The organism is Streptomyces sp. NPDC053474, assembly GCF_044544845.1.
Lineage (GTDB): Bacteria > Actinomycetota > Actinomycetes > Streptomycetales > Streptomycetaceae > Streptomyces.
Genome location: NZ_JBITXV010000003.1, coordinates 11,694 through 36,797 on the forward strand (window position 1 = coordinate 11,694; position 25,104 = coordinate 36,797).

20 protein-coding genes and 2 CRISPR repeat arrays are annotated in these 25,104 nt (G+C 70.1%); of the genes, 7 read left to right on the plus strand and 13 right to left on the minus strand.

Translation table 11 applies throughout. From position 1 onward, the window contains the following. Window positions 1-10: 10 nt before the first annotated feature. The 6 genes from ACIG3E_RS06950 to ACIG3E_RS06975 all read right to left on the minus strand — a co-directional run bounded on the left by ACIG3E_RS06950 (window position 11) and on the right by ACIG3E_RS06975 (window position 5,785). Window positions 11-1,111: an acyl-CoA dehydrogenase family protein gene (locus ACIG3E_RS06950; RefSeq protein WP_399612222.1), complete on the minus strand. Its 1,101-nt coding sequence runs from the start codon at window positions 1,109-1,111 to the stop codon at window positions 11-13. Then, window positions 1,104-1,379, minus strand: coding sequence for an acyl carrier protein (locus ACIG3E_RS06955; RefSeq protein ID WP_242717732.1), 276 nt, complete (start codon window positions 1,377-1,379; stop codon window positions 1,104-1,106). The genes ACIG3E_RS06950 and ACIG3E_RS06955 overlap by 8 nt, the downstream gene beginning before the upstream one ends. A gap of 14 nt (window positions 1,380-1,393) precedes the next feature. After that, the gene (locus ACIG3E_RS06960) at window positions 1,394-2,065 is read right to left on the minus strand and encodes an O-methyltransferase (protein ID WP_399612226.1); all 672 of its coding nucleotides are present in this window, start codon (window positions 2,063-2,065) and stop codon (window positions 1,394-1,396) included. Further along, on the minus strand, window positions 2,065-2,925 hold the full coding sequence (locus tag ACIG3E_RS06965) for a 3-hydroxyacyl-CoA dehydrogenase family protein (RefSeq protein ID WP_399612228.1): 861 nt from the start codon (window positions 2,923-2,925) through the stop codon (window positions 2,065-2,067). Before ACIG3E_RS06965 ends, ACIG3E_RS06960 begins: the two co-directional genes overlap by 1 nt. Before the next feature lie 704 nt (window positions 2,926-3,629). Then, entirely contained in the window at window positions 3,630-4,613 is a 984-nt protein-coding gene (locus tag ACIG3E_RS06970) for a LuxR C-terminal-related transcriptional regulator (RefSeq protein ID WP_399612230.1), read from the minus strand. Window positions 4,614-5,158: 545 nt separating this feature from the next. Then, the gene (locus ACIG3E_RS06975; protein ID WP_399612232.1) at window positions 5,159-5,785 is read right to left on the minus strand and encodes a flavin reductase family protein; all 627 of its coding nucleotides are present in this window, start codon (window positions 5,783-5,785) and stop codon (window positions 5,159-5,161) included. Window positions 5,786-6,252: 467 nt separating this feature from the next. Beyond that, window positions 6,253-6,769: direct repeats of the CRISPR family, unit length 29 nt; unit sequence GTGGTCCCCGCGCGTGCGGGGGTGGTCCC. Window positions 6,770-6,960: 191 nt separating this feature from the next. Between ACIG3E_RS06975 and ACIG3E_RS06980 the strand changes: the two genes are divergently transcribed. The 3 genes from ACIG3E_RS06980 (at window position 6,961) to ACIG3E_RS06990 (ending at window position 9,510) form a co-directional block, all read left to right on the plus strand. Further along, a complete protein-coding gene (locus ACIG3E_RS06980) occupies window positions 6,961-8,187 on the plus strand; it encodes a sensor histidine kinase (protein WP_399612233.1) in 1,227 nt (408 codons plus the stop codon). 14 nt (window positions 8,188-8,201) lie between these two features. After that, on the plus strand, window positions 8,202-8,876 hold the full coding sequence (locus tag ACIG3E_RS06985; RefSeq protein WP_399612235.1) for a response regulator: 675 nt from the start codon (window positions 8,202-8,204) through the stop codon (window positions 8,874-8,876). A gap of 142 nt (window positions 8,877-9,018) precedes the next feature. Next, entirely contained in the window at window positions 9,019-9,510 is a 492-nt protein-coding gene (locus ACIG3E_RS06990; protein ID WP_399612237.1) for a hypothetical protein, read from the plus strand. A gap of 155 nt (window positions 9,511-9,665) precedes the next feature. On the opposite strand, the gene ACIG3E_RS06995 is transcribed toward ACIG3E_RS06990, so the two are convergent. Both ACIG3E_RS06995 and ACIG3E_RS07000 read right to left on the minus strand, forming a co-directional pair. Further along, the gene (locus ACIG3E_RS06995) at window positions 9,666-10,106 is read right to left on the minus strand and encodes a hypothetical protein (protein WP_399612240.1); all 441 of its coding nucleotides are present in this window, start codon (window positions 10,104-10,106) and stop codon (window positions 9,666-9,668) included. Then, a complete protein-coding gene (locus ACIG3E_RS07000; RefSeq protein WP_399612242.1) occupies window positions 10,103-14,401 on the minus strand; it encodes a DNRLRE domain-containing protein in 4,299 nt (1,432 codons plus the stop codon). The genes ACIG3E_RS06995 and ACIG3E_RS07000 overlap by 4 nt, the downstream gene beginning before the upstream one ends. A 611-nt stretch (window positions 14,402-15,012) precedes the next feature. After that, window positions 15,013-15,589: direct repeats of the CRISPR family, unit length 25 nt; unit sequence GTGGTCCCCGCGCGTGCGGGGGTGG. Between the two features lie 522 nt (window positions 15,590-16,111). Here ACIG3E_RS07000 and ACIG3E_RS07005 point away from each other — a divergent pair. After that, complete coding sequence (locus ACIG3E_RS07005) at window positions 16,112-17,530, plus strand: hypothetical protein (RefSeq protein WP_399612245.1); 1,419 nt, start codon at window positions 16,112-16,114, stop codon at window positions 17,528-17,530. A gap of 43 nt (window positions 17,531-17,573) precedes the next feature. Here ACIG3E_RS07005 and ACIG3E_RS07010 read toward each other — a convergent pair whose 3' ends face one another. Next, on the minus strand, window positions 17,574-18,035 hold the full coding sequence (locus tag ACIG3E_RS07010; protein WP_399612248.1) for a hypothetical protein: 462 nt from the start codon (window positions 18,033-18,035) through the stop codon (window positions 17,574-17,576). Window positions 18,036-18,477: 442 nt separating this feature from the next. Then, window positions 18,478-19,785, minus strand: coding sequence for a helix-turn-helix domain-containing protein (locus tag ACIG3E_RS07015; protein ID WP_399612251.1), 1,308 nt, complete (start codon window positions 19,783-19,785; stop codon window positions 18,478-18,480). A 200-nt stretch (window positions 19,786-19,985) separates the two neighbouring features. On the opposite strand from ACIG3E_RS07015, the gene ACIG3E_RS07020 reads away from it, so the two are divergent. The 3 genes from ACIG3E_RS07020 to ACIG3E_RS07030 all read left to right on the plus strand — a co-directional run bounded on the left by ACIG3E_RS07020 (window position 19,986) and on the right by ACIG3E_RS07030 (window position 22,250). Continuing rightward, window positions 19,986-20,426, plus strand: coding sequence for a glycine-rich domain-containing protein (locus tag ACIG3E_RS07020; protein ID WP_399612253.1), 441 nt, complete (start codon window positions 19,986-19,988; stop codon window positions 20,424-20,426). 156 nt (window positions 20,427-20,582) lie between these two features. Then, a complete protein-coding gene (locus tag ACIG3E_RS07025) occupies window positions 20,583-21,335 on the plus strand; it encodes a class I SAM-dependent methyltransferase (RefSeq protein WP_399612256.1) in 753 nt (250 codons plus the stop codon). Window positions 21,336-22,031: 696 nt separating this feature from the next. Then, window positions 22,032-22,250 (plus strand): hypothetical protein, encoded by a 219-nt coding sequence (locus tag ACIG3E_RS07030; protein ID WP_399612258.1) that lies wholly within the window; start codon window positions 22,032-22,034, stop codon window positions 22,248-22,250. Window positions 22,251-22,260: 10 nt separating this feature from the next. Here the strand turns inward: ACIG3E_RS07030 and cas6e are convergent, their stop codons facing one another. The 3 genes from cas6e to cas7e are packed head-to-tail and all read right to left on the minus strand — an operon-like array spanning window position 22,261 to window position 25,092. Then, a complete protein-coding gene (cas6e, locus tag ACIG3E_RS07035; RefSeq protein WP_399612263.1) occupies window positions 22,261-23,079 on the minus strand; it encodes a type I-E CRISPR-associated protein Cas6/Cse3/CasE in 819 nt (272 codons plus the stop codon). Window positions 23,080-23,083: 4 nt separating this feature from the next. Further along, window positions 23,084-23,947: a type I-E CRISPR-associated protein Cas5/CasD gene (gene cas5e / locus ACIG3E_RS07040; protein WP_399612265.1), complete on the minus strand. Its 864-nt coding sequence runs from the start codon at window positions 23,945-23,947 to the stop codon at window positions 23,084-23,086. After that, the gene (gene cas7e / locus ACIG3E_RS07045) at window positions 23,944-25,092 is read right to left on the minus strand and encodes a type I-E CRISPR-associated protein Cas7/Cse4/CasC (protein ID WP_399612268.1); all 1,149 of its coding nucleotides are present in this window, start codon (window positions 25,090-25,092) and stop codon (window positions 23,944-23,946) included. The genes cas5e and cas7e overlap by 4 nt, the downstream gene beginning before the upstream one ends. Window positions 25,093-25,104: the final 12 nt, after the last annotated feature.

Below are 25,104 nucleotides of genomic sequence, written 5' to 3' on the forward strand. Positions count from 1 at the left end.
TGGGGCCGTTTCAGCCCGCCGCCGCGGCGGCGTGCTCGGCGAGTATGAGCTGGCAGATCTCGTTGCTGCCCTCGATGACTTCCATCAACTTGGCGTCCCGGAAGGCCCGTTCCACCACGTGTCCGCCCACCGCTCCGGCGGAGGCGAGCACCTGCACCGCGGTGGCCGCGCCCCGGGCCGCGTTCGTGGCGGCGACGTGCTTGGCGAGGACCGACGCGGGCACCTGCTCCGGCGAACCGCCGTCCCAGGCGGCGCTGGCCCGCTCGCAGGCGAGCGTCGCCGTCCGCTCGGCGGCGTACAGCTCGGCCAGGTGCCGGGCGACGAGCTGGTGCTGGAGCAGCGGCTTGCCGAACTGCTCGCGGGTCTTGGCGTGCCGGGCGACGGCGGCGAGGCAGGCGCGCAGGATGCCGACGCACCCCCAGGCCACCGAGAGCCGTCCGTAGGTGAGCGCGATGGTGGTCAGCATGACGACCGGCTGGCCCGCCACCGCGAGCAGGTGCCCGGCGGGCAACCGTACGTCGTCGAGCTGGACGGTGGCGTGTCCGGCGGCGCGGCAGCCCAGCGGCTCGGGCACCCGCGTCACCTGGACCCCGGGGGCCGTGGCGGGCACCACGGCGACGGCCCCGCCGCCCTCGTGGCGGCCGAAGACGAGGATCCAGTCGGCGTACCCGGCGACCGTGATCCACGTCTTGGTGCCGCTGACGACGATGTCATCGCCGTCGCGGCGGATCTCGGTGCTCATCGCGGCGAGGTCGCTGCCCGCGCCCGGCTCGCTGAACGCCACCGCGGCGAGCTCGCCGCCGGTGAGGCGGCCGATGTACTCGGCGCGCTGCGCCTTGTCGCCGAACCGCTGGAGCGTCCAGGCGGCCATGCCCTGCGAGGTCATCACCGACCGCAGCGAGCTGCACAGCGCCCCGGTGTGCGCGGTGAGTTCGGCGTTGTCAAGGCCGGACAGGCCGAGCCCGCCGAACTGCGGCTTCGCCTCGGCGCACAGCACGCCCTTGGCGCCGAGGCCGCGCAGCACGCCGAGCGGGATCTCGCCCGTGACGTCCCACTCGCTCGCGGCGTCGCCGACCGTCTCGGTCACCAGCGCCGTCAGGGCGTCAAGCACCGGTGCCCCCGCCGCGCAGCCGGGTCACGAGCGCGCTCATGGTCCGCAGGGTGCGGAAGTTGTCCAGGGCGAGGTCGGGGCCCTCGACCTCGACGTCGAAGGTGCTCTCCACGAACACCACGAGTTCCATGGCGAAGAGCGAGGAGACCGCGCCCGAGGCGAACAGGTCCACCTCCGGCTCCCAGGTCATCTTGGTCTTGGCCTCAAGGAACGCGCCGATCTGCTGCTCGATGGCGGCGACGGGCAGTTCCGTTGTCGAGTCCGTCATGGGAAGTCCCTTTCTCACTGCGCCTTGTTCTTGCGTGCCAATGTGATGCCGTCGGCCATGGGGAGCAGCGAGAGCTCCACCCGGCTGTCGACGTGGAGCGAGGCGTTGAGCTCGCGGATGGCCTCGGTGTCGGCGTCGTGCGCCTCGGGGTCCGCGACCCGCCCGAAGTAGAGGGTGTTGTCGAGCACGACGAGGCCGCCGGGCCGCAGATGGGTCAGCGCCTCTTCGTAGTAGCGGGCGTAGCCGGTCTTGTCGGCGTCGATGAAGACCAGGTCGAAGGTCTCGGGGCCGTGCTCGGCGAGCAGGGCCGCCATGGACTCGGCGCCGTCGCCGAGCCGCAGTTCGATGCGGTCGGCTACCCCGGCGCGCTCCCAGTACCGCCGGGCGATCTTCGTCCAGCGCGCGCTGATGTCGCAGGTGACGATGGACCCGCCGACGGGCAGCGCGCGCGCCATGCACAGCGTGCTGTAGCCGGTGAACGTGCCGACCTCAAGGACCCGCGATGCGCCGGTGAGACCGACGAGGAGGGCGAGCAGCTGCCCTTCCTCGGGCATGGTCACCATGGCGTTCAGGGACGGCATGAACGCCGTCTCGTTGACGAGGTCGCGCAGGATCTCGTCGTCGCGCAGGGACACCGAGCGCACGTAGTCCAGGACGCTCTCGTTCAGCTCTACCTGACCGGCCATCAGCGGACCTCGTACTCGTAGAAGCCGCGCCCGGTCTTGCGGCCGTGGTGGCCTTCGGCGACCTTGCGCAGGAGCAGCTCGCTGGGGCGGCAGCCCTCGTCCCCGGTGCGCTCGTGCAGCACCCACAGGGAGTCGACAAGGTTGTCGATGCCGATCAGGTCGGCGGTCCGCAGCGGGCCCGTCGGGTGGCCGAGGCAGCCCTCCATCAGGGCGTCGACGTCCTCGGCGGTGGCCCGGCCCTCCTCGACGACGTTCGCCGCGTCGTTGATCATGCGGTGCAGGACCCGGCTGGTGACGAAGCCGGGGCCGTCGCCGACCACGATGCCCTTGCGGCCCAGGACGGCGAGGAGTTCCTGGACGGCCGTCATCGTCCGCTCCGCCGTACGCGGGCCGCGCACGACCTCAAGGGTGCCGATCAAGTACGGCGGGTTCATGAAGTGGATGCCCGCCAGGTCCTCGGGGCCGGGCACCTGCCCTGCCAGCTCGTCGACCGGGATGGACGAGGTGTTGGTGACCCGCAGCGTGCCGGGCGCGACCGCGGCGGCGATCTCCCGGTGCACCTTGGTCTTCAGCTCGGCGACCTCGGTGATCGCCTCGATCACCCAGGTCGCGTCCGCCGCGGCGGCCACGGAGTCGGCGAGCTGAAGCTCACCGGCCGGTCCGCCGCGCGGCAGGGCGCCCATCATCTGCGCGAGCCGCAGCTCGTCGCGGAGCCGACGCCGAGCCGTGCCCAGGCGCTCCTGGTCCACGTCCACGAGCGTCACCGGTACGCCGCGGCCGACGGCCAGCGTCGCGATGCCGATGCCCATCACGCCCGCGCCGAAGACCGCGAGCCGCCGCTCTCCCCCGTTGCCGGTCATCGGACGACCACACCCGTCCGTTCCCGAGGGGCCGGGGGGTTTCCCGGCCCCCGACCGGTGCCACACACGACAGACCCGCTCATTGAGCACACCTCAGCTTTACGTCCGACAGAGATTTTCCGGAAGAAAATAGCCGAATTCAGAGAATCGCGCTTGATGTATGCGAACACGAAAATGGATCGGCGGATCGGCCAAGCCGCATGCGCGGCGCCGACGATTGAGCCCTCGCCACCGAGGACTTTACGACACTCGACCCAAAGGAAGTAACCAAGAAATATTAAACATTCGCATGGGTCGCGCGCCACGAAACTCGCGTGCACCGCCCTATGCGCAGATTACCCCGCCGCGATGGCTTCGGAGGCACCACATGTACGGCCCCGACAGGCCTGCGAAACGAGGAATGAATGGATGGACGCGGCCCCCTTGGTGTTCAGCGAACAACTCCGCGGTTGCACTGTTGCAACGGCCCACAGTGTCTGACAGAACGCACGGCGGCTCCACCCCGTAGCCCGCTCATCAAGCTGCACTTCCACTTGAGGAACCTCCCCCGCGCCCCGTCCGACCTGGGCACACCTCGGCCCCGGGGCAGGGCGGGCCCACCGGTGCGGCGGGCGCGGGCCAGGGCCCCGGGGCAGCGCGCGGCCGCGCGGCGACCGGCCGTGTTGCGTAAGGCCGGACGCCGTGCGGCTTCCTCGGATCGCGCGTCAGACGTCCTCCTCCAGATTCGCCTCCTTCACGAGGTAGCCGAACTGGAAGCGGCTTGTCGCGCCGAACATCTGCATGACCTGACCGATGTGTTTGCGGCAGGTGCGCACGGATACGCCGAGGCGCCGGGCGATGGCTTCGTCCTTGGCGCCGGAGATCAACATCTTGACGATCTCCTTTTTCATGTCACCGCCGATGACATCGATTTCCGCCCGCCGGGTGTCGAACTCCTTCGCGGTCGCCCAGACGTGCTCGAAACAGGAGTGGAGGAAGTCGATGAGCGAGCGCTCCTGGATGACGACGGCACCGCCGTCCTCGCCACTCGCCGGGATGTACGCCGTGGTGCGGTCGAAGATGACTATCTTGCCGAACAGCGCACCGGCCGTCCGGATCTCGGCGCCGGACTCGATCAGCTTGCCCGCGTGCTCGCGGGTCGGCGTGTCGAACCTGGCGGCATGCTGGTAGAGGACTCGCAGACGCACCCCCCGCTTGAGCGCCTGAAAATCGTTGTTCTGCGACTCGACCAGATCGTCGGCGGGCCAGCCGCTGCCGGGCTGCATGCAGACGACTTCCTGGGAACTGTTCGCGGCCGCCTCCGAGAGCAGCAGTCGGACCGTCTCGGGGACTTTCACAATATCGAACGAGTTTGTATATTGACTACCGAACTTGCTCGACCGGAAAAGCAGCGAGAGCCGCGCCAGGTCGTTTCTGAGCTGGCCCACCGCCAGCTTGCGTTCGAGCAGGTCGAGCTCGCCCTGGTTCAGGAGCTGCGAAGAGGCGATGCCCGGGTCCGTCGGAATGAACCAGGCGTCCCGGTCCCGGGACGGCTGAATGAGCTGGAGCTCCAGGAGCTTGGCGACGATCTCCTCGCTCTCGGCAGGACGGAAGCCCAGCTCGTGGGCGACGTCGTCGACGGCGAAGCCGTCCCTGTCTAAACTCCATTCATAAACTTCAAAAACTCCAGCAACCGGCTTGGGAAACAAAGGCGCTCCAAGTTCACTAAGTATCCCCTCCAATTCCCCCAGGATGGGATAATCTGCCCGAGCGGTGTTCGATGTTTCTACCAATACGCCAATGTATAGGACTCACCCCCGATGAGCCAGGTGCCATTAGCCGTGGTTGCTAGCATAGGTCTGGTTTATTAGCTTCTGAGCCGCCATGGGCGACTTGCGAGAAGAAGAATCGTTTCTGCGGGCGCGCCGTGCCTTCGCTCCGGCGATCGGAGAGACGAGGAAGTGCGCGGACCGGGGCGCCGAACGCGCGATTCCGCTCCTCCACCTAATGCCGCTGACCTGCAAAGAGGCGCGGCAATCACCCATCACGCGGGGGCATATCAGAGCGGTGGACGCGGGCGGGCGCGGGCGTGCCGACCACCGTTGGCCGCGCCGCCGCCCACCCTGACACAGTTATCCGGACCAATGAATTCCGGAGATCGGCTTTTGCGGAAAGTCCAGATTCTGGACAGCACATGCCCCAGTCCTGTTCCACGGCCGAAGCCGCGGTACGGGACGCGGGCGGCTTGCGCCCCTTATCCGTGTGCGTATCCGTAGGCGTATCCCCGCGCGTATCCGTACGCGCCCGGAGCTACCGGCGGCACGCGTCTGCTGCCGCCGACCGCCTGCCGGGGCAGCGCGGCCGCGGCGCGCGGGCCGCCGGAAAGCGGTTCCACGCTCTCGTGGAATGTCCCGAACTTCCCGCGGTGGAACACCAGCGGCGCGGGCTCGTCCGGATTCACTCGCAGCGCGGTCACCCTGGCGATGATGATGACGTGGTCCCCGGCATTGTGCTCGACCTCGATGACACAGGACAGCCAGGCGACGGCACCGCCCAATTCAGGGCCGACGGGCGAATCGGTCCACGGAACACCGGCGAACCGGTCGATGTCCTTGATCGAGAACCGTCGGCACAGTTCTCCCTGGTCGCTGCCCAGGATATTCACGCAGAATCTGCCGCTCCGCCGGAGATCGACCAGAGTCGCCGACGCGTGCCCGGCGCAGAACATGACCAGCGGCGGATTCAACGAAACCGACATGAAGGAGTTGCAGGCCATGCCCACCGGCTCACCGAGCTCCCCGGTGCTGGTGATGACCGTAACCCCGGTCGGCAGATAGCCGAGGGTCCGCCGAAACTCCGTCGCGTCGAACGGGGCAACCATAACCGACTCCTCGACTAGCCGACTCCTCGATATATCGAAAGTATATGGAGCCCCGAGAACCCCATGTTGGGACGAGCCACCAAGACCGTCACCCGGTTTTGGCCCTCGAACGCAGTCGCCCCTTCGGGGCGGCCCGGCCCCACGCGAGCGCGCACGTGGGCGCCCCGGGCCTGACGGCCCCGCAGCCGCCAGGCGAGGGTGGGGCCGCGCGGGCCCGGCCCCACGCGCCGACCGAGGCCCCATCTGCGACACATGGACACACAGCCCTGTCGACAACGACCAACCAAGGCTCAGGCCGACGCGTCTCTATAGGCTTGGCTCCAGCACGAGTTCGCGTCCAACTGCGGCGACGGGGAAGGGGTTTGCGGCACCTATCAGTGGTTTGCACGTACCCAGACGGAATGCCGGTATCTCGAGAAGTAAGGGAAACCCCGCTGCCGACGGTGCAGAACCGCAGGTCGCGGCCTGTGGTCCCCGCGCGTGCGGGGGTGGTCCCGCTGCCTGAAGGCGCCGTACTTCATGGCCGCAGTGGTCCCCGCGCGTGCGGGGGTGGTCCCAGGTCGTCAGCGAGTACCCGGCCGGATCCGCGGTGGTCCCCGCGCGTGCGGGGGTGGTCCCCTCAACGCCATCGACGACGCCCTCGCGAACCTGTGGTCCCCGCGCGTGCGGGGGTGGTCCCGTCGACATCCTGCGCACCGTCGGCGTCACCGTGTGGCCCCCGCGCGTGCGGGGGTGGTCCCGGCTTACGCCGCGCCACCTTGGCGAGCACCACGTGGTCCCCGCGCGTGCGGGGATGGTCCCGGGCCGAAGCCGCCGAACACCCCAGCGGACTTGCGGTCCCCGCGCGTGCGGGGGTGGTCCCGCACTCCCGAATGCGGCGTCGATTTGAACGGTGCGGTCCCCGCGCGTGCGGGGGTGGCCCCCTCGGCGACGGCGACGACCCGTGGCCAGGCGTGTGGTCCCCGCGCATGCGGGGCTGACCCTCGCACGCATCAGCGCGCCCCACCAAGCCCGTCAAGGACGACGCCCCCCGCCCGGCCGAGCCGACCGCGGCGGAGACCACGGCGTCAGCCGGGCGGGCATCCCCGAGGTACGAGTGCGCGTACGCGTACGGTTGACGGCGACTCAACCGCGGGGCTGACGACAGGCGTTGAGCGTGGGCCTACCATCCACCGATGCAGGTGAGATCAGTGCGGTCCGTGGCCGTGCAGCGGAGCGTCTACGCCGCGCTCGCCGCCGGGCTCGCGGTGAGCGGAGGTGTCGCGGGGCACGAGTACCACCCGGAGGGGTGGGCGCCGTTCGACGCGCGGGCGTACCTGCTCACGTGCCTGGTCGCGCTGCCCCTCGCCTGGTGCCGCTCGGCCCCCGTCGTGGCCCTCGTCGTCTCCTGCGCGGCGTACACCGGATATCTCGCGCTCGGCTACCAGCCCTCGCTGAACTGGTGGGCTCCGATGATCGCCCTGGTGAGCGTGGCCGCGACGCGCGCGCCACGCGTGTCGCTCGCCTCGGCCGCGCTGACCGGCGCCGTGCTCCTGTACAACGGGGTGTGCGGGCGCCTTCCCGCGATCCTCGTCCTCGCCCAGGGGATCCTCATCCCGGCGATCGCCCTGGCCTTCGGGCACGCGATGCGTCTGATCACCCAGCGCAATCTCGAACTGCGGCGCCTCAGCGCCCAGTTGGCCAACGAGCAGGCGGCGCACGCGCGCAACGCCGTCCTCGGCGAGCGGGTCCGCATCGCCCGCGAGCTGCACGACGTCGTCGCCCACCACCTGTCGGCCATCTCCGTGCAGGCCGGTCTGGCCGCGTACGTCTTCCACTCCGACGGAGCGACGGCGCGCTCGGCCCTGTCCGCCGTGGCGGACTCCAGCCGGGAGGCCCTGGACGAGCTGCGGCGCCTGCTGTCGATGCTGCGCGTGGACGACGTCGGCGACGAAGAGGGCGGCGGCGCGCCGCGGCACGCCCCGCCCGGGCTCAGCCGGGTCGGCGAGCTCGCCGAGCGGCTCGGCGCGGCGGGCGTCAGCGTCACCGTCGACACCCGGGGCACCGCCCGGAAGCTGGCCCTGGGCCCGGACCTGTGCGCGTACCGCGTCGTCCAGGAGGCCTTGACCAACGTGGTCAAGCACGCGGCGCCCACCAGCGCGTACGTCCACATCGCCTACGAGCAGGACCAGGTGACGGTCGTCGTACGCGACGATGGCAGGGCGCCCGGCGGCAGTCACGAACCGGCCATGTCGGCGCCGGAGAGCGGGTACGGCTTGATCGGGATGCGGGAACGGGCGAACCTCTGCGGGGGTTCGCTGTCCGCCGGACCGCGGCGCGACGGGGGGTACGAGGTCCGGCTCACCCTCCCGACCGGCGCCGCGACACCGGCGCCCGACGCGCCGGACGGCAGCGAAGCTTAAGGGGGAGCTCGTACATGACCAGTGTTCTCGTCGTCGACGACCAAGACCTGATCCGGGCGGGGGTGGCCGCGCTGGTGCGCGCCACGCCCGGCTTCACGTCCGTGACGGAGGCCGCGGACGGCGAGGAAGCCGTGTCCCTGGCCGAGCGGCACCGGCCCGACGTCGTCCTCATGGACGTCCGTCTGCCCGGCATCAGCGGCCTCACCGCGGCGGAGCGCATCCTCGCCCTGGACCTCGCGCCACCGCCGCGCGTCGTCGTCCTCACCACGTTCGACGTGGACGAGTACGTGTACGACGCGCTGCGCATCGGCGCCTGCGGCTACCTCCTCAAGGACACCCCGCCGCAGCGGCTGCTCGGCGCCATCGCCACCATCGCGGGTGGTGACGCCCTGTTCGCGCCGACGGTCATGCGCCGCCTCATCGAGGCGTACACGCCCCGCCCGGGTGCCGCGCTGCGCCGCCCCGAGCAGCTGGCCGAGCTCACCGCGCGGGAACTCGACGTCCTCACCCTGGTGGCCCGCGGACTCACCAACGACACGATCGCCGCCGAGCTCTTCCTCAGCGAGGGCACGGTGAAGACGCACCTGCACCGCATCATGACCAAGCTGGACCTCAAGAGCCGCGCCCAGGCCGTGGTCGTCGCCTACGAGAGCGGACTCGTGGTGCCGGGGTCCGGGCCGGGAGACTGAGCCGGTCGGCTGCCGCGCAGGTTTACCCCGGTTACGTGCTCGGTTGACGAGCAAGGTCTAACGAGCGGCGGACGCGAACCCCGAGGCCCTCCCCTTAAGTTCTCGTGTCGAGCACACCACCGGAGAACAAGGGGGAATCACCATGCGCACCTCACACGCGTTGACGGGCCTCGCCCTGGGCGCCACGCTCGCCCTCGGAGGCACGGCCGTGACGGCCCAGGCCGCCACGGGCGCCGAGAGCCGCGGCGCGGCCCTGGCCGTGTCGGACCCCGGCACGACCTACCAGAGCGGCGGGTGGTGCCACTACAGCAACTGGGGCGGAAGCTTCTACTGCGACAGTCAGCTCAAGCACAAGCTGCCCAATGGGCAGTGGCAGGTCTTCGTCATCGGCACGAACAAGCAGGCGTACACGAAGTGGGGCTCCGGAAGCGGCACGAGCGGCTGGACCTCGCTCGGGGGGCAGTGCACCCAGCCCGGCAACCACTCCATCGACATGGCCTGGGCCAACGGGTGGAACTTCGCGATCACTTGTAAGGGCACCGACGGGAGGGCCTGGTACAAGGAGCGGTTCAACGGCGGCAACACCGGCGGTGCCCCCGGGCACTGGAGCAACTGGCGTCTGAACAAGTACTGAGGCACTCAGCGCGGTTCCTGACGGCGGGCGCCCCGTCCGGTACCGCCGTGCGAGCGCAGAGCCCGCGCGCCAACGGGGGAAGCGGGCCCGGCCGCGTCACGCGGCCGGGCTCGCACCATGAGCGGATGGCTGCCCCAGGGCGCCACACCGCCGGATCAGTCGTCGTAGAAGCCTTCGCGCGTCACGATTCCGTACGTCCAGTCGTCCGTGTCCTCTTGCAGGGTGAGGGACAGGGCGCCCTTCACCCCCTTGAAGCGGATCTTCACGTCCACGTACTTCTTCGGGCTGACCAGGAAGTTCGCCACCATAGGCTTCTGTGCGGCGTCACCCCACTTCGTGACCCACCCTTCGGCGCTCTCCTCGGCGTGTTCGCCGTCGTACGACAGCTTCGCGAGACCCTCGGCGTCGTGCCGCTGGATGCGGACGAGCGCCTTCTCGACGAGGGCCAGGGTCTTGGGGACCGGCTGGCCCGTCACGGACAGGTCGAGGCCGGCCGTGCCGTCCTTGACGTACGGCGGGGTGTGGTCCTGCGCGGTGCAGGCGCTCAGGAGCAGCGCCGCCGCGGCCAGCGGGCCCGCGACGCGTGCTCCCCTCACTTGCGCCTCCCCGGCCTGATGACGCTGATGGCGGTGATCTTCTTGGGCTTGAGCCACTGGTTGAGGGTGGTGTGGTTCTTGCTGCCGTGCTGGGTGATGTTCAGGTTGCCCCGCTTGCCGCCGGTGACGACGCCGGCGTGGTTCCACTGCCGGTCCTTCTTGTAGTACGCGAAGATCACGTCACCCGGCCGGGCGTCGTAGCGGGAGATCTCGCGGCCGCCCCGGTGCTTCTTCAGGTGCTGGCGGAGGTTGGCCGCGGCGGCCCACGTGAAGCTGTCGACCCGCTTCCAGAAGATCTTCCCGCGGTACCAGCTGGACAGGTTCCTGCGCGGGCCCTTCCGGATCTTCATCTTGCCGCCGTGGTGCAGGGCCTTGGACACGAAGTTGGCGCAGTCGTTGCCGTGGTCCCAGCCGATGTTGACGTTGCGCTTGGCCCAGGAGGCGGTGCCGCTGTGGTTCGGCGCGGCGTAGGCGAGGGGCGGCCCGGACGCGGCCGGGTCGTCGACGAGCATGCCGTCCTCGTCAAGCTCGGTGGGGAGCGCCTCGTCCTCGGGGGGCGCGATCTCCGCCACGCTGTCCTCGGCGGGCGGCGCGACCGTGGCGGCCTGGACGGCGGCCTGGTCGGTGGGCATCGTGACCTCGACGGCGGCGTCGTTGGCCTCCATGCGCAGGACGCCGTCCGCGAAGACGAACCGGCCGGGGGCCTCGCCCTCCTCGGGCTCCTGGGTGCCGTCCTTGTGGGTGAGGACGGTCCGCTCAGTGACCCGGCCGCGCACCACGACCGTCTTGTCCGGGCCCGGTCCCGTGAGCAGGTCCTCGAAGGTGGCCTTGACCTCCGAGAAGTGGCGGTCGTGGCGGGTGTGGGCCTCGCGGGTCCGGGTCAGCTCGGGCTCCTGGTCGGCGAGCAGGTCCCGGAACATCGCCCCGTGCGGGGACGCGGCCGCGGCCTTCTCCGCGGTGGAGTGCGTGCCCTTGAGAAGCGCGGCGCGGGCCGCGAAGTAGTCCCGTACGGCTTGGGCGTAGCGGTCCTGAGAGGCGACCGCCACCGGCTTCGCGGTCTGCGAGGTGGCCGTCTTCGACGTGCCGAACTCCGTGGCCGCGGTGACCGTGACCGTGTGGGCGGCGCCGTTGTCGAGGCCGGAGAAGACCGCGCGGGTGTCCTCCACCGTCTGGCGGGCGACCTCTTCCTTTCCTTCGCGAAGGACCACGGTGTACTTCAGGGCGTCGGTGGCCGAGCCCGAGTCCTGCGGGGCGTTCCAGGTGGCGAGCAGCCCGCCGTCGGCCGGAACGGCCTTGACGTCCTGGGGGACGCCGGGCGCGGCCGCGGGGATGTAGGAGATGACGAGCTTCGGACGCTTCGCCGGGTCCGTGGCGCGCGAGGAGTGGTAGACCACGCCCGGGGCGGCGTCCTTCTCGTCGCCGAGCTGGAGGCTCAGGCCGTCGTTCTCGCCCGTCTCCAGCCAGCCCTCGACCAGCGGACCGATGTTCAGGTCACCGAGGGCGAGCGGCAGTCCCTCCTCCGTCTCGAACGCCTCGTCGCTCGCGGCGGCGGCGAGGGCCTGGCCGCTCTGCTCGGGGCCCCACGCCTCGGCGAGGTCCTTCAGGGTCGCGGCGGGCTCGGCGCAGTCGTCGTCGGCGGAGCAGTCCGCGCGGTGCAGCTTCAGACGGGCGTCGGTGATGCGCGCTCCGGCGGGGACGGCGGCGAGGTCGGCCTTGAGCCAGGAGCGCCAGGAGGCACCGCCGGGCGTGCCCACGCGCAGCGTCTCGTCACGGACGGCGGCACAGTCCTTTCCGGCGCAGTCCTCGGCGCCGACCGGGGCGGTGGCGTCCGTCAGCGCCGCGATCTCCAGCGTGCGGGTGTCCGGGACCGGGTCGGCCTTCGGGGCCTTCGCGGTGAACGTGCGCTTGGGCGTCCACGGGGAGCACGCGGCCTCGCCGCAAGCGCGCATGGCCCACTGGTACGTGGTGCCCGGGACGAGCGTGTCCTCGGGGATCACCGTGGCCACACGGCTGCCGCTCTCCTCGGTGGGCGGCGGCAGGGCGACACCGGACAGGGCCTTGCCGGAGGCGTCGTAGAGCGCGAACTCGCCGCTCACCCGGGTCTGGTCGCCGGAGGTGACGACGCCGGAGAGCAGCGGCGTCGGGGTGTCGGTCGCGCCTTCCTGGAGTGTGGTGGGTACGTCCGGGACGGGCAGCGCGGCGGGCTTGGTACCGACGCCGAACTGGAGCGTGCTCGTGCCCGAGAGCAGCCCGGCCGAGTCGACGGTGCGGGCGTGCAGGGTGTGCCAGCCCTTGGCCGCCTTGAGCTTCACGGTCTGCGGCTTGCCGCCGGTGCCCGCCGGGTCATTGACCTGCTGCGGGGTGTTCGGGTCGTCCAGGCCGTACAGGAAGCCTCGGCCGTCGCTGGAGGTGGTGGTGAAGGTGCAGCTCAGCTCGCCGTTCTTGGCGGTCCACTCGTCCTGCGGATATCCGTCGCAACTGACCGTAGGGCGCACGGGCTTGAGCGTGTTCACCCTGAAGGGCGCGTACTCGCTCCACGGGCCGTAGGCGGAGCCGTCGTGGGCGCGGGCGCGGACACGGTAGGCGAAGGAGCCGAGCTTCTTGTCTGCGGGGAGCGTCACCTTGGCGACGGCGCCGGACGCGACGCCCGTACTGGTGCCGGTCCAGGAGTAGGAGCCCGCGTCACCGGGGCCCGGGTCGGCGGTCACCTCGAACTGTGCCTTGACGGTGCCGCCGTCCGGGTCGGAGACCTTCGCGGAGAAGGTGGGGGTGTTGGAGGTGGCGTACGTCCGCTTGTTGAAGGTGTTGGACGCCGAGGGGTCGAGCTTCACGGCGCTCGGCGCGGCGGGCAGGCGGTTGTAGGTCACCGAGATGACCGGCACGTCGCGCGCCGCGTTGCGGGAGTTGAAGCGCTTCCAGGCGTACGGGTCCTTCTCGTCCGTGGCCCGGATGCCCAGGACGTTCTCGTTGTACGGGTTGGTGGCCCACGCCCGCGCCAGGTTGGTGATGTCGGCGCTCACCCACCCGTCCTCGCAGCCGCTGCCGAAGCCCTTGGTCTGGGTGGAGGTCGCCCACTTGCGGTTCCACTTGGGCTGACTGTCCCAACGGGTCGCGGTGCTGGCCGAGTTGGTGTCCCACACCTCCCAGGCGCGGGCCTGGCAGGACCACGCGTGGTGGTTCCAGAGCTTGAGCGTCGCCGACTTGATCTCGGCGTGCTTCACCGGCCGGTTGTCGAACTTCAGGAAGGAGCGGGCGACCTGCCCCGACCCGTTGTTGCCCAGCTTCAGCTCCTTGGCGGTGGACTGGTCGGTGGTCCAGCCCTCCTGGACGAACGTGGTGAAGGTGGACAGCAGGTTCACGGACGGGTCGACGGTGACCGGGAACCGGGTCTCGGAGTCGGCGAGGAAATCCGCGTCCGGGGTGAGCGTCAGATCGACCATGTCACCGCGCTGGGCGAAGGCCATCTCGACCGGCGCGCGATGCGGATGCTCCCCGGAGCGCGCGTCGACGCGGGCGTCCCACATGACGGGGGCGGGCAGCGTCCCAGCCGCCTTCCCCGTCTTGGCGTCGATGAAGGTCACGCCACCGTCCGGCGACGCCTTGGCGGTCAGGCCCTTCGCGGTGAGGGTCATGCGCAGGGTGCCCGCCTCGTCCACGGCCGCGCGGGACTTGAGGGACAGGAACTGTTCGAAGCCCGTACGGGTGGCGTCCACGACGAGATCGGCGCGGGGCAGGGCTTCGGGATAGGTCGCCTTGGTGCCGTCGATCCGGGGCGCGGGCAGGGCACCCCGCCAGCCGAGTTCGACACGCTGCCCCTCCGGAGACTTCAGGGACACCAAGGGAGTGGCCGCGGGCACCGGCTCACCGGCTCGGAGCCGACGGGTGGCCGCCGCGTCGGCGCGCTCGGGGGCGGGGCCCGCGAGCGTGAGGCCCAGCGGATGGGCCTTGGCGGCGACACTGCCGTCCGCCCGCTCGGCAAGGTTGATGTCGACGCTCCGCCAGGAGCCGTCCTCCGCGCGGAAGCGCACGGGGCCTGCCGCCTGGTCCTCCGTCAGGGTCCCGTCCGGGTTCGCCCACAGGGTGCGGGTCTCGGTGCGACCGTCGACGACCTCGACGCGTTTGCCGTCGAGGCGCGCCTTCAGCACGGCGCCTGAGGCGTCGGTCGGGGGCTTCGGCGCGGGCCCGTTGTCGGCCTCGCTGGGCCGTGGAGCGGCGGTGGCGGTAACAGCGGTGGCGCCGGATACGACGGCCTCGAAGGCGAGCAGTCCGGACAGCGCGAGACAGGTGCTCAGCACCGCCGCCCTCCGGAACGAGCGCCTCGGCGGGCTCTCTGACACGGGTCCCCTCCCAGTTAAAGAAAGCGTCAAGAAGGGGCAAAGGTATCCATGCGTTCGCGGGCAACAGGGGGCCATTGGTCCCAAAACGGGCGGGGCGAAAGTCCGTAATGTCGCTGCCTGGGTGCCGCGCTCGACGGGCTTCACTGGCCGGATGCACGGCGGCGCCCCGCGCGTACGGGGAGCCCCTCCACCGGCCGCGGCCCACGCGGTGGGGCGGGTGGCCCTGCGGCATTGCCGGAGAGTCGGATCTGTCCACGTGATTCGCTCCCGCCCAGGCCGGGGCGAGACACGGCGACCTACCCGAAACGGCGAAGGCTTTTGCTGACGCACACGCAGCCACCCAGCATGGGCAGGGGCGCACCCGGCCCCTGCCCATGCCGCCCAACCAAGGCTCACGGCGACGCGTCTCTACAGGCGTGACGCCATTGCGAGTTCATTGCCGGGAGGCTGTGGCTGGGGAGGTGCTGCGGTTCGTGGAAGGGGTTTGTGCGCATCCAGGTGGAATGCCGGTTTCTCAAGAAGTAGGGGAAATTCCACTGCCGACCACGTAGAGCCGCAGGTCGCGACCTGTGGTCCCCGCGCGTGCGGGGGTGGTCCCGTCCAGGTGGACGTCACCGGCGCGATTGATCCGTGGTCCCCGCGCGTGCGGGGGTGGTCCCGACGCTGCCGTCGGTCCGGAACAGCTTGACCTGTGGTCCCCGCGCGTGCGGGGGTGGTCCCCACGGCCTCATCAGGCATGAGCCAAGCGGGAGGTGGTCCCCGCGCGTGCGGGGGTGGTCCCAGGACCCGGCGCGGGCATCCACGTCCGCCGTCGTGGTCCCCGCGCGTGCGGGGGTGGTCCCCGCGCGCCGTCCGCCCGCCCCGGCCCGAACGTGTGGTCCCCGCGCGTGCGGGGGTGGTCCCGCTGCGGCCAGGTCGTCCTGCTTGTCCCAGCCGTGGTCCCCGCGCGTGCGGGGGGGGTGGTCCCCACACGGTGGGCGCGCCCGCGGCCGTCGTCCGGTGGTCCCCGCGCGTGCGGGGGTGGCCCCAGGGAGTCAGTCCCGTACAGGCTGGAGCGCTCGTGGTCCCCGCGCGTGCGGGGGTGGACCCGGCCAGCAGCGACCGGGCCGCCGTGGCGGGCCGTGGTCCCCGCGCCTGCGGGGCCCCACCAAACGGCCAGTACTGCGCCCTGCTGCGCACCACCTCCGGCCTCACCGCCGAGTAGAACCCACAAGTTTCGCCGCCCTCTAGGCTCCACGGGCCCCTCGATCAAGCACTCATGGCGCGCACACAAGTCCCGCCACTGTCGCATCCGCACGACCGCCTGCAACGGTCTGCGCGATCGTGAGGCCGCGCCGCACGACCCGGAATCACGCGACAGCACTCACGGTGGGCGGCCGCGAGCCAGACGAGCGTGAGCATCTGCTGCGGGGCGTGAGCCTTCCGCCGCTCCCGCGGCAGCTCCACACGGGTTCAGTGTGTCGGTTCGCATCAGTCAGGACGCGCTGCGGTACTCCGCCTCACCACCAGGTTCCTCAACGCCCCAGGGACGGCCGGGGCGCTTCTGGCCAGCGAAGCGCTGTATCGCGCCGCCTTGGGCCCCCCACGCCACGCTTCGGTCACCAGTTCGGTAAATCTTGCGCCTCCGTGCCGGACGAGCCCGGCACGTGCCGAACAGGAGAACGCCCCATGACAAGACCGTGGTTGGGCATATCGTGCCGCACGACCCTGGCCGTCGCCTTGGCCGTCACCGCCCTGCCCACCGCCGCACCCGCGCTCGCCGACGACGGCTCGGACGCAGCTGTGCTCACCTACGCGCTGCCACTGGGCACGCCCCTTCCTTCACTCACGCAGCTTCAAGCCGACGGCGGCCTGGAAGGACTGCACGCGATGGCCCGGACCAGCCGAACGCAGAAGCCCCTCACCGCAGCCGAGACAGTGGGGCCTGCCGCCGCCCATGGGAAAGTCGCCAAGGAGTCGTCCTTCGCACCCACGCCGCCCGCCTCACTGCCCTCGGCCCTGGCTCCCGGTGACGCCATCTACCCCGAGCCCTCGCGGAAGATGACCCTGGACGAATGCAGGAAAGGGCTGGGAAGCGACAAGAAGTTCTTCGTCAAGTCCCGCTTCGCCGTGTGCACAGGCACGTCCTTCCTCCAGACCTGGCTGAAGAACGGACGCGTCAAGGGCAAGAGCTGGTTCAACCTGCGCGTGGTGGGCACGGTCGCCAAGAACAGCCGGGAGACCGACTACGAGTTCCACTTCAGCGAGATGGGCAAGGTCGGCAGCGTCCCCGCCAACGCCCTCAAGATCTCGGTGAAGCCGGAGATCACCCAGAGCTGGCCGTCCCGCGCCCGCTACACCTACGGCGGCACCATGCCCGGCACCAAGACCTTCGCCGAGGCCAAGCGCCAGAAGTCGTTCACGCACACCGTCCATGCCAAACCGGGCCAGGGCAGCGGTCGGCTCGACACGATCTTCGCGGTCTACCAGCCGACCATCACCGTCACACCTCCCGCCCCGTGGACCGTGAAGCCCCCTTCCAGCACCAAGCTGTTCCTGCTCGCTCCCCGGTGGGAAGCCGCCGGCTATCTGGCCAACTCCACCGGCAGCGGCAACCCCGCCCGGCGCGGTGCAGCGACCTTCAGCTACGCCGTCCCGCTCGTGTACAGCGCCAAGAACGGAGCGGTGGAGCAGGAAGTCGCCAAGCACATCCGGCTCGCCTTCCTCAGCCCGGACGACACCAAGCCGTACATGTCCGCCAAGAAGGTGCCCGGACAGAATCCCAATGCCCCCTTGCACCGGACACGAGACAGTAGGCGCAACGAGGACAACGGCAAGGCCGCCATCGCTCAATGCAAGAGGTACTGGGGCCCGAACTATACGGAGGGCGGCAAGAAGCAGTGCGATGAGTACCCCTTCCGCTCCACACTGGAAGGAGCCGCCGAACATCAATACGACCCGGACGCCCGGAAGTTCAACTTCTCAGCCAAACCGGTTCGGGCAGAGCACAACCGCGACGCCGGACTGCTGCTGAAAGGTTTCTACGCCAAGAACAGGATGCTCGCTGACACCAAGGACGACGCCTTCCTCGTAAAAATCACAACGTGACGAACCGGGGGCGGTCGCCGCCCACCGGCCGCCCCCGTTCCAGTCAGCAGCCCGGGAAGAACTGCACCAGATAGCGCTCGACGCCCACAATGGACGCTTCCGAACCCCTCAACGCGGCCACCTCCTCGCGGCCCGCACAGTGCACCCGCACCCGCCACGAGCCCTTGCCGCCGAGCTTGATCAGATCATCGGTGCGCCCCAAGGTTGGCGTCCACACGGCGACTTCACCGCTCACCGACTCGAACCCGGTCTCGTCACTCACATCCCACACAGCGGCACCTTCAGCAGGCGGCGCTCCGTCCCACACCTGCACCTTCACCGCGGCAGTATGAATGTGACCGGCACTGGACACGTCCACCCGGCCCGGAAACGCATTCACGAACACATCGGCGTTCAAGCCGTCGGGAAACTCGACCGGCAGCTCGGCATCCCACGACTCCTGAAAGGCGAACGCGTAGTCGTCCACGAACACCTCAAGCAGCTGCTCCTGAACCAACTTGGCCACGAGACCTCTCCCTGTCCGTCAACCCCAGACGACCCTCAGAATCGTATCCCCGCACCCCAAACTCGCCGTGACATCCCAACAATCCACCGATGCACGGCCCTCAAGGCACCATGGGTACACCAGCGAGCCAACACCCATCACGCACAAGGGCGTTCCACTGACAGACATCATCGAGATCTCACGAAGTAAGGGGAAATCCACTGCCGACGACATAGAGCCGCAGGTCGCGGCCTGTGGTCCCCGCGCGTGCGGGGGTGGTCCCGTGCTCGGAGTGCGGTCCTGGTACCGGACCGTGTGGTCCCGCGCGTGCGAGGTCCCCCCTGATCACATCGTCCTCTGCTGGGACTCCGCGCAGAGTGCATCGCGGTTCTGGAGAGACTCCGCGCGGCCGCCGCCTTCACTCCTCGCCCGTGAGGGCGACGGCCAGGGCGAGCGCCAGCTATCAGGCGGCGGTCAGCCCCGCGGCCGCGGCCAGTTCGCGTACGCCCGGTGTCCGTGGGTGTTTGGCGCGGAGGTCGGAGATGATCGTCCGGATCGCGGGGCGGTCGCGTACCTCGCCCGGTGAGACCCGGGCGGCCGAGAGTAGCTCCGTCGCCGTCTGCTCGGGCTTGCCCCACTGCCACCACGCGCGGCCGAGGTCGGTGTGCAGCCTGGCTTTGCGCTCGGGTGTCCTGAAGTGGCCGGGATGCAGGCCACGGCCCACGTCGAGAGCCGTACCCGCGTCGCCGAGTGCCCAGTGCACCCCGACTGCGTACAGGTCGACCGCGGCCGGGGTGAGAGGGAACAGCCGCCCCTCGGAAGCATGGCTGGGAAGGTCGCGGGCAGCGCGGCGGGCCTCTCCGATCATGGTGAGGGCCTGGTCGCGGTCGTTGGCGCGGGCCGCGGTGTACGCGGTGGTGCAGAGCATCTGGGCGTACGCCGAGGCCTGGGCGTCGGTCCTGAGCCCGGTCTGCTCGACGCCCCGGAGGGCCTGGTGGACCAGCCGCTGCGCGGCCGGGGACTGGTCCTGGTGGCGCAGGACGATGCTCAGCTCGCGGGCGGCGGCCGCAGCAGCCAACGGAGATCCGGACAGTTCGGCGTGAGAGGTGGCGCGGTCGGCGGTCAAGCGGGCCTGCGGGTAGCGGCCGATCTTGATCAGGGCGGCTGTGGCCAGGCCGTAGCAGACGGACAGGCGAGCGTGGGCGTGGTCGGTACCACGCGTACGAACGTCGTGGTGCAGGTCTCCGAGGAGGCCGGGCAGGCCCTGGAGGAATGCCGTGTGGCGGCCAGCGTCAAAGGTGGCACGGGCTGCGGCCAACCGGGCGTCGAGAGGGACCGGTGACCCGGTCGGGTCAGGCGTGACGGCCAGCGCATCGTCCAACGAGCTCAGCAGCGCGGCAGGGCCGACGAACCCCGCGGCGGCGAGAAGCGTACGACGGCGCATGGGATCGGCCTCCTCGGCGCAGCGTGGCCTGTCGCGGGCCACCCTAGTGGCTGGAGAGGCGCTGAGCCCGAGCGACGCAGCCAGCACGTGTGTCGGTACGCCCACCTCGCGGGCGGCACGCCGCAGGACAGTGAGGTCGGTGCGTCTGCCGCGCTGTTCGATTCGGGAGACGGTGGAGGCCGAGCAGCCGATGCGCTCGCCGAGGTCGCTCTGGCGCCAGCCGCGGTGCTCGCGGCCCAGCCGGATCAGCCCGCCCGGGTCGCAGCGGGCGACGAGGGCGCGGGCGAGTGCGCTGTTCCACAGCGGGTCGGTACCGGTGGCAGGCATGCCCACCTCCGCTCGCGGGGGCAGGAACGTCCACGGTAGAGGCCCGGGCGCGCGCCGTCGACCACATGTGCACGGCCTGCAAGCGCCATGCACGATGAGGGAGTTGACTGCCGCTGCGCTCTCACCGGCGCTTTCGTGGAGGCATGTCGACCCCGACGGGCGGTCGGCGACACCGGGCACCAGCACATCGGGAGGGCAGCATGGCCACAGCAGTCGAGACCTTCGTACACGATCCGCGTACGTACGTGAAGCCGGAGGTGTGGGAGCGCGAGGTACAGCTCCTGATGCGCGACTACCCCTTCGACGAGGTGATGGCCACCCGCCTCTTCCACGCGGCCGTGAGCTATCTGATCACCGCGATGGAGAAGTGGGGCCAGGGACTGGAGATGTGCTGCGGGCGCATCGTGGACATCGCGGTGCACGTGTTCATCCTGGACACGCGGAACTACCGCGAGTTCTGCGCCGAGCACTTCGACGGCCTCTTCCTGGAGCACATTCCGGAGATAGCCTTCAAGTACGACGGCTCGGTCGAGCGCACCGCGCGCATCATCGCCGACAACGGCTTCGAGGTGGACTGGAAGCTGTGGGAGGCCGACTTCGCCAAGTGCGGCCCCTGCCGACCGGGGTCGAACTGCCACTGAGAACCGGCCTCACCCGAACGGGCCCGGAAGCGCACCGCGTGCTTCCGGCCCGTTCCCGTTGCTCCTTGAGCCGGTTGCGTCCTCTCCCTGCGCGGGTGCGGACGGATCGGTACGGTGGCCCACTCCACCGGCCCCGTCGCCCCCTCAAGGAGCCTCATGCCCCGCGCGCCGCAGACCCCGGCCGAGTACTGGGACACCTACAAACCCCACCGCGGCGAGGGCCCCGCGCCGCGGCCGGACGCGGCGGTGTTCGAGTGGACGCAGTACCCCGGCCACGGGCCCGGCGCCGAATTTCTGGGCACTCCCCTGCCCTGGCGCGCCCTCGACCTGGGCCCCGCGGAAGGCGCGGAAGCCGCGCACCTCGCCCGGCAGGGCGTGGAGGTGACCGGCGTGGACCTGTCCGCCGTCCAGGTCGCGCGCGCCCGCGCCTGGTGGCAGGACATCCCGCGGCTGAAGTTCGTGCACGCCGACGCCGTGGAGTTCCTCGCCAGCACCTCAATGACGTTCGACGCGGTCTACAGCGTGTGGGGAGCCGTCTGGTTCACCGACCCCGACCGGCTCCTGCCCCTCATCGCCCGCCGCCTCGCCCCCGGCGGCGTCCTGGCCTTCGCCCACGCCGAGCCGACCGGCGGGACGTACGGACCCCAGCCCATGCGCGGCAAGTGGCTGGAGGGCCGCGAGCACGAACTCACCGTGCTGCGCTGGCAGTACGGCCCCGAGGCCTGGACGGACCTGCTCAAACGGCACGGCTTCACCGACGTGGAGGCCTCGGTCCTGCCATCCCCCGCCGACGAGCCGGTCGGCACCCTTCTGGTTCGTGCCCACGCTGCCGCTGACGGCCGCGCCCGCCTCACGGCCAGCGAGGACAAGGGCCTGCGCTTCTGCGGGAGCAGGTCGAGTACGAGTTGACACCGAGACTGCATCCGCAGCAGATATAGGGTTAGGCCGTCGACCTGGCCATCAGCCACTGCCTGAGGCTTTTCAGCGGCTAGTAGTGCTTGATGGCGAATAGAGCGGATGACCCCCGCGCGTCTGCTGGGACTATGCCTGCGCGCGGACCTTTGCATCGATAGCTCCCGGAGCACCCCCGCCTGCGGGGACCACGGACTGCATGGTCTGACGAGCACGGACACCACGGGGCCACCCCCGCACGTGCGAGGGTGGGCCCGCGGCAAGCTTCTCAAACCCATGGGCGGCGAAGTGCACAACGTGCGTTCATGGAGGGCTTCTTCCCAACAGCGGAGGCTCAAGGCCATGCTCCTCCCATGCGCCCCCGCCCCCTACCGTCGATCAGCCCCAGCCACGGGCGTTGTAGCGGCCACCAGAGCACCCTCACACGGTTGGCTTGTGAGGGTGCACAGCCCCGCGACGCGGGGACCACCAAATCGACTTAGCCGAGGTCGGAACACCCCTGACCAATCCAGGGACAACACGCGCATCATGTCGCAGACCTCCGGTCCACGGGCAAACTTCGCTTCATCACCACCTACAGCAACCACCGTGTTCGCACTACGACTTACTTGAGCTTCCCCTCTCGCTCCAACCCGGCGCACTACATTGAAACACCTCCGCTAAGGCCTCATAGGCACTGGAGGAATCCCTGAGATGTCGAAGCTTGACAAACACACCAAACCCACCTGGCTCAACTTCTCGGTACCGCTGCCTTTTCTCCCGGTCTGGAGCTTCCTCGCCAGCATCGCCCTCGGTATCCGGATCTTGCAGGAGGAAATGGGAGCCACCACCATCTGGGCACTGACAGTCCTCGGCTGCGTCGCCATGGTCTGCGAGACGCTCGGAACCGTCCTCACCCAACCTGTGCCCTGACGGGGCACCTTCACCCAGCCGCCTCGCGCCCGCCCCTGATCGGCCCCAACGTCAACAACCCGCACCCGTACGCCTTCGCCGGGCCGATGCCGTTCAGCAGGTGGTGGGTCAGTGACTCGGCGTTGGTGACTTGGAGGTGGCCCTCGAAGGTGACGCTGTTGACGATGACCTTTGGTCCTCTGCCGTTCTTCGTGAAGGTGCGCCGGTGGCGGGCTGTGATGCGTACCTCTCGGGGGGCCGAGTCGATCTGGGCGACCTCGCGGCCCGAGCCGGTGGAGGTCGCGGCGCCCACGGGTTCCAGGCCGACCGCTGGTGGGTCCGTGCGCGATGCCGGGACGGTGAAGCCCCACCGGTCGATTCGCCGGAGGAACCAGCGGAGTTGTTCCGCGGCCGTGCGGTGGGCCATGCGGAAGCCGCGTCGGCGAGCAGGGTCCTGTTCCGCAGCGATGCGCCTTCGTTGCGCGGCGGTGGGAGACGTGGGCGTCGGGGAGTTCTCCACGGGGTTCGCCGTGAGGCGGAAGGCGAACTCGCGTCCCGGCTCGATGAGGGCGAGCAGGGGCGCGTAGTCGCGTACCAGAGCGTGTTCTCCGGTCGCGTCCGGCCAGCCCGCTCGCTCGACGATGTGAGACCAGTCGGGCCGGGTGCGGGTGAGGACGATCAGGTGCGGGCGGTGCGGGTCGTCCGAGTCGATCCTCCACAGCGGCCGCTCGTCGCTCGTGGAGGCTGGCAGACCGCCCATGACCGCTCCGTGCACGGCACGCGGGCTCTCCAGATAGCGGCGGCTCTCCGCGCGGAGTGGGTTGATGCGGATGCGGGACAGGTACGGCATGTGTTCACCGGCCCAGGAGTTCGAAGGGGTCGTGCAGGTCGGCGCCCGCCTCGGTCTCCGTGGCGGCGTCGGGGTCGGGGAAGCCGGTGGGAATCCGCAGCCACTCGTGGCGTACCCGGCGGCCCAGGAAGGCGCGGTCGTGCGGGCCGAAGGAGAGCGGTACGTCCTGGAGGACGTCGTCGCCCTCGGCATCTTCCAGCGTCACCGAGCACGGCACGGTCGCAGGCCGGAACGGTCCTTCGAGGCCGCGCCTGTGCCCCAGCTTGTAGGCGTAGCTCTCCTTCGCCCGCGTCGACGCCTGCCAAGGCAGCTCGTGGAGTACGCCTTCCAGGTCTCCTTCCTCAATGCCGAGGACGAGAGGCTGGGTCGGCGGACACGACCGGCGGCCGAGGGCGAGGGGAAAGTGGGGCGCACGCACAGCTGTGTCGAGTCGGACGAGCAGGTCGCGCGGGCCCGCCAGCGCGGCGACGAACAGCGCGTCCTGGAGGTAGTACCGGGTGGTGACGTGCGTGTACTTGGCGGGGGCAGTGGGCCTCTGGACCCCCTTGGCCGAGACGCCGGACTGCGGCAGCGGCTTGCCACGGAAGTCGCTGACGACGTGGTAGTCCCGCAGCAAGGTGCCCGGGACGTCGGCCCGCACCCCGAGGCGGAGGGCAAGCAGCTCGTCCAGTGCCGCTCCCCGCGAGAGGCCAAGGGCTGCCGCGAGGAGCCCTGTCACACCGGACTTGGTGGGCTCGGGCTTGGTGCCCCGTACGTTGAACGCCCCCTGTGCGCCCCAGGACTGTAGGGGGGCGGCCAGCCTGAGAACGAGGACGGCCCGGTCGTCGGGCTCGGTTCGCGGCGATTCGTCCGGTGCTCCAGGAGTCATCGACCGGCCTCGGCGATCGCGGTGGACAGGTGCTCGCCGAGGCCATTGAGCAGCTCGGGGAAGGTGACCGCGGGTCCGAACGCCCCTTCCAGTAGCTGCGCCGTCTCGTCCCGGAAGGCGTGGCAGACCGCGCTGAAGGCGGGGGCGTCGCCCCACGCGTCGACGGCGGTGCGGTGTTCGGCGGCCAGGCGGCGGGCGGACTCCGCGGCGATTCCGGAGGAGGGAGTGACGGGTTCCTCGTACGCGGTGACGAGATTGACCGGTTGGTCGGTGCGTACGGCGACGGACACCAGGCTGGGCAGCGTCTGGTGGGCGAAGGAATTGCGGTATCCGCTGGGCACCGAGCGGGCGAAGGAGGTGATGAACTTCCGGACGCCCTCGACGGCGGCCGCGTCGTCGCCGAGGTTCTCCCGGAGCTGGTGGAGGCCCACGGTGGCGTACCGATAGAGCGTCGCTGAGTTGAAGCCGATGGTGCCGATCATTCCGGCTCCGGTTTCCCGCTCCTCCTCCGCGCGGTCGTCGACGGCGGTGAAGTAGTCGAACTCCAGGATCGCGGAGTGCGTGGAGAGGGCGTGGGCGACTTGGACCGCGGCGTCCACGCGCAGCGCGGCGATGTCGGCCACCATGCGGCCGAAGAGGGCCACGTCCAGGGAATGGCCCGTGCTGAACTGTTCCTCCACAGGCAACTGCTCGATCTCGGCCTGCAGTTCTTTGTCATCGAGGTCGATGAGTTCGGCGGCGCGGTCGCTGACGAGCGCCGCGACGTTGTCGAGCTGACGGCGTCCGTAGAAGAGCAGGTAGGCGGTGTCGCCCTTCTTCCGGCCCACGCTGATCTTCAGGGGTGCCAGCAGTGCGTCCGCGAGCCTGCCCGCGGGTTCCTCGGCCAGGCCGGTGCGTTCTCTGAGGTTGCTGGTCAGTGCGCTCGCCACCCGGCGCGTCCGGGTGGCGAGATCGTGCGCGGGCATGTGCTCGGTGAAGTGCATCCGGGTGGCGCGCTTCCACGCCTGAGACGAGACCCGGGAGCGACGCGTGCCTCCGTAGTAGGCCTCTTTGGGGTTGCCCTGGTCGTCTCGGTTGAGATTGGCCGGAGGCACGGTCTGCAGGATGTGCACGTCGACGTACAGACGAGGCGGGAGAAGCGTCACGGAGGCTCCGGT